This window comes from Roseiarcus sp., assembly GCF_052145395.1.
In the GTDB taxonomy this organism is placed as follows: domain Bacteria; phylum Pseudomonadota; class Alphaproteobacteria; order Rhizobiales; family Beijerinckiaceae; genus Roseiarcus.
Map to the genome: position 1 here is coordinate 1 of NZ_JBKQOT010000354.1, position 4239 is coordinate 4239.

The 4239-nt window shown below is 63.3% G+C and carries 5 protein-coding genes; 2 read left to right on the forward strand and 3 right to left on the reverse strand.

Going from position 1 to position 4239, the window contains the following annotated elements:
- Positions 1-852 (reverse strand): serine/threonine protein kinase (locus ACLP25_RS11895; protein ID WP_442469406.1); only part of this gene is annotated, 852 nt, incomplete at its 3' end.
- Between ACLP25_RS11895 and ACLP25_RS11900 the strand changes: the two genes are divergently transcribed.
- Positions 829-1209, forward strand: coding sequence for a hypothetical protein (locus ACLP25_RS11900; protein ID WP_442469407.1), 381 nt, complete (start codon positions 829-831; stop codon positions 1207-1209). The genes ACLP25_RS11895 and ACLP25_RS11900 overlap by 24 nt on opposite strands.
- A 51-nt stretch (positions 1210-1260) precedes the next feature.
- Here the strand turns inward: ACLP25_RS11900 and ACLP25_RS11905 are convergent, their stop codons facing one another.
- Together ACLP25_RS11905 and ACLP25_RS11910 are read right to left on the reverse strand one after the other, a co-directional pair.
- Positions 1261-1668 carry a response regulator transcription factor gene (locus ACLP25_RS11905; RefSeq protein ID WP_442469408.1) on the reverse strand — a complete coding sequence of 136 codons (408 nt, stop codon included), beginning with the start codon at positions 1666-1668 and terminating at the stop codon, positions 1261-1263.
- 494 nt (positions 1669-2162) lie between these two features.
- Entirely contained in the window at positions 2163-2798 is a 636-nt protein-coding gene (locus tag ACLP25_RS11910) for a response regulator transcription factor (protein WP_442469409.1), read from the reverse strand.
- Between the two features lie 647 nt (positions 2799-3445).
- On the opposite strand from ACLP25_RS11910, the gene ACLP25_RS11915 reads away from it, so the two are divergent.
- Positions 3446-4239: CBS domain-containing protein (locus ACLP25_RS11915; protein ID WP_442469410.1), on the forward strand; the 794-nt coding region annotated here is incomplete at its 3' end.

Here is a 4239-nt window from a genome sequence, read left to right on the forward strand (position 1 = left end):
GCTCAGAAGCGGCCGCACCAAGCTTTGAAAAGCCTGCACCAGAGTCGAATAGGGGATGTTTCGCTTTAACTGGTCGAACTTGCCTGACGCGAAGAGGCCGCGCGGCGGGACGAGCGCCTTATGCAACTCGTTGACGACCGAGGATTTACCGATGCCGGAGTAGCCCGAGACCAAAACCAGCTCCGGCGCACCGCCCTCGACGATGCGGTCGAATGCGGCGAGCAGGGTCGCGACCTCACGCGTCCGTCCGTAGAGCTTCTCAGGAATCAACAGCCTATCCGGCCTGTCCCCCTCGCCAAGCGCGAAGCGCCCAATGGATCCATTGGGTTCAAATTCGGCGAGGGCGCGCCGGAGATCGTGCTCAAGCCCGGCGGCGGTCTGGTAGCGATCCTCGGCCGTCTTGGCGAGGAGCTTCATGACGATCTCGGAGGCAATCAGCGGAACGCTCGACAACCGATCCGCCGGGGAAACCGGATTTCGCGCAATGTGGCAGTGGACCCATTCCATTGGGTCGGCGGCGCTGAACGGCAGGCGGCCGGTAAGCATCTGATAAAATGTGACGCCGAGCGCATAGAGGTCACTGCGGGAGTCGATCGAGCGGTTCATTCGCCCGGTCTGTTCAGGCGCCATATACGCGAGGGTGCCCGCGATGACTTCGAGCGGCTCGGGCGCCTGACGCTCGCGCGGCAGGCGCGAGGCGATGCCGAATCCGGTGAGCCGGATACGTCCGTCGGCGCAGTTCATCAGGATGTTGGCCGGCTTGATGTCCTTGTGGATTAGGCCGCGCTGGTGCGTCTTGCTGAGCGCCGAGGCGATGCCGATAGCCAGGTGCAGGAAGCGCCCGGGTTCCATCGGGGCTCCGAGGATGTGCTCGAGCGGCTCGCCGCCCGGGTCCTCGATCAGGAGCTGAGTCCGGCCGCGCCCTTGCCGAAGCTCCAACGGCCGTGCGGCCCAAGTGCCGTCAAGCTCGTCTCGCAACGCGTATTCGTGAACGAGGCGACGAGTGACATCGGCCGGATGATGGTCCGCAGCGGGAAACGCGATCAGAACGGACCGATCGCCGTCGTCGCCGCCAATCCGCCGTCCGCGGCAGAGGAGACGCTCGCCGTCGTCCGACAAGAGCTCGAGATGGCCCAGTCCGTCGACGTCAAGTGGAAGCCCCGAATGCAATTCCTAGATTCCGTCGCAATCGGCAAGCGCCGCCAGTGATACTTGCCGCTGAACAAGGGCGAGCGCAACCTCTCCGATAGCCCATTCGTTTCAGGCTTCGTCTCCGGATTGCCGCCGGTTGAACGCCGAGTCCGAACCGAGCGCGGATCGGATGCACGCGTGCAGGTCCTCGTCGCGGAACGGTTTCGCCAAGTAGCACTGCACGCCGGCTCGTAGCGCCCGTGTCCGTACGACAGGATCCGGATAAGCCGTGATCAAGATGGTCCGAATGGTTTCGCCGGACGCAACCAGCCGGGCATGGAGATCCGGACCCGTCAGCCCCGGCATCTGCACGTCAGCGATCAGGCAATCGACGCGACCCCGGCGATCGAAATTCAGGAAATCCTCCGCGCGATCGAAGGCGACGGCCTCATAACCGAGCGATCGGAGGAGACCCTTTACGGCCTCACGCATCGACTCGTCGTCATCAACGACTGCGATAAGAAATTTGTCTTGCAACGTCGTTTCCTGATCGGCCGTGCACACAAGGGCGTGCCGCGCCCCCTCGCCCGACATTCATATAGTCCCTCGGGGACAATTGACCGCCCCTGCAAACAGGCGTTGCGATTATACACTGGTATAGCTCCGCCAAGTCCTTGCAACTGGCGCGCGGTCAGGTCATCGCGGTGTCGATGGTCTCCTCCGGCGGCTGGCGAGCGGCCGCGCGAGGCGTTTGCGAAGCGATTTGCGCCGGCCATTTCGGCCGCCATTCGCGGGTTCCACGAAGGGTCTATGCGAACGTTTAGATCAGGCAAACGATTTGGCGCCCCTGCCGTCCCTTGGTCCAATATCTGCAGTCGCCCGAGCTCGGTAAAGTTCTGTTTGCGCCGCGCTTCCTCCCTCCGCGGCGCATCCTCCCGCGGTCAAGAATCCTCTGGCTTGGCCCGCTTGAGCCCCTCCATGACTGAGGGGCTCCTTTTTTGCGCTTGTGGCGAGGGCGCGGCCCGGCGGCGCTATAGGTTGGCGCCAGCGGCTTTTAGCTTGTCCGCCATCCGGGCTAGATCGGGAACCGAGGAGGCCTTCATCTTGCGCATCACCTGGCCCCGGTGAACCTTTACCGTAATTTCGCTGATACCCAGATCTCCCGCGATCTGTTTGTTGAGCCGGCCGGCGACAACCCCTGCCATCACCTCGCGCTCGCGGGCGGTCAGCGTCTCGAAGCGGCTTCGCATCTCAGCGGTTAGCTTCTCCGCTTCCAGACGAGCCCCGTCTCGAGTCAGGCCGAGCTGAATCGCATCGAGGAGATCCTGATCCCTAACGGGCTTGGTCAGGAACTCGATCGCTCCTCCTTTCATCGCCTGCACCGACATCGGGATGTCGCCGTGTCCCGTGATGAAGACGATCGGGAGTTGCACGTGCCTGTCGGCGAGCTCTCGCTGGAGATCCAGGCCGCTGCGGCCGGGCAGCCGGACGTCGAGCACCAAGCACGAGGGACCCCCCGGCGGCCCCGATTGAAGGAATTCGTCTACCGAGGCCATTAGCTTTGGCTGAAAGCCGACCGATCGGACGAGGCTGGAGATCGCCTCTCGAATTCCTGGATCGTCATCGACGATGATGACGGTCGGCTTGCTTATCGGCGCTGTCGGCATCGCTGGCATGGGTTCGGGACCCCGATAAACTATAGCACGGAGAGCGGCCTCCGTGGCGACGTTCCGCGCCAGGATAGCGACCTTTGCGCCTCCCCGTGCCGGCCTTCGCGGAGCATGTCCTCAATGTACGGCGCGCAGCCCATGGCCGTCGCCTGGTGATTCCGATCGCGCCTAAAGATTCGTTTAGCGTCGGATACCGAAGGCGGATCTCAAACACCCTCCGTACAATAGATCGCGGGTCCGGAATCCGCAATGTTAGCGCCATGCAAAAGCAAAGCATGGAGGCTCTGGTGATGCCCGACGTCGTCTATCCGTTGATCTACTGGCCTATTGGCGTCGCGCTCGGTAGCTGGCTGTTCTTCGAAATCGCGAGACGCATGTGAGAGGTGCGGTCTTAACAGAGCTCAAGCATTGAAACCACGCGCGTAAGGAAAATGCAGATGACCGAACAAGCTCAAACCGAAGCCTTTGATGCTCGCCCAGCCTCCGCAGCGAGTGAAAGAACGGACAGCATCGCAGCGGGGCCGGCGTTGGGCACGCCCCATGGCTCCGTATCAGCGCGCTTCCCAGTTGCTTCCGACAAGCCGGCAAAGGATCCGCGCCGCCAACGTTCAGAAAGCGCCTTGTATCAGCTCGCGTCTGATCTCATGAGCTCTCCGGCGGTTACCGCCCAGACAACGGAACCCGTGTCCTCGGTCGCGCGACTCATGCTCGAATCCGGCATAAGCGGGGTTCCGGTGCTGGATGCTCGAGGACGGCCAGTCGGCATGGTCAGCGACGGCGATCTTCTTGGGCGTCGCGGCGAAGGCCGTCGCTCCCCCTGGCTCGAGATGCTGGCGAACCGGTCTCCGCCTCCAAAGAACGCGCTCGAGCGCCCCGTCGGCGAGGTCATGAGCGCCCCCCTGATCACCGTTTCGCTGAAAGCCTCGGTGCGGGACATCGCCGAGACCTTCAAGGCGCATCAGATCAAGCGTCTGCCGGTGCTGGACGGCGAAGGTCTCGTCGGCGTCGTGACCCGGGAGGACCTTCTGTGCCTCGTCGAAAGCCTGCCAGGCGCTCCGCCCTTCCGGGCCGAGGAAGGCGGTGGGCTCCTCAGCTTCTTGGAGTCCCTGATCGGCGGCGCCTCCCTGCGTGGCGGCCTGCAGCGCCCGACTGCGCCGGCGCAAGCGCCTTCAAGCGAAAAAGACGCGGCGCCAAGCGCGCTTTCTGCGGAGGCGTTTCGTGACGCGGTTCGCGCGTCCAAGGCGGGCTCTCAGGACGACAGGCAGGCGCACAAACGCGAAGCGCAGCTTGAATGCCAGCGGCAGATCAAGGAGCTCCTCGGTCAACACGTGAGCGATTCGCAGTGGAGTGAGTTGCTCGCCCGAGCAAAGCTCGCCGCAAGCACTGGCGAGCAGGAATTCATGATGCTGCGTTTCCCTTCAGACCTTTGCAGCGACGG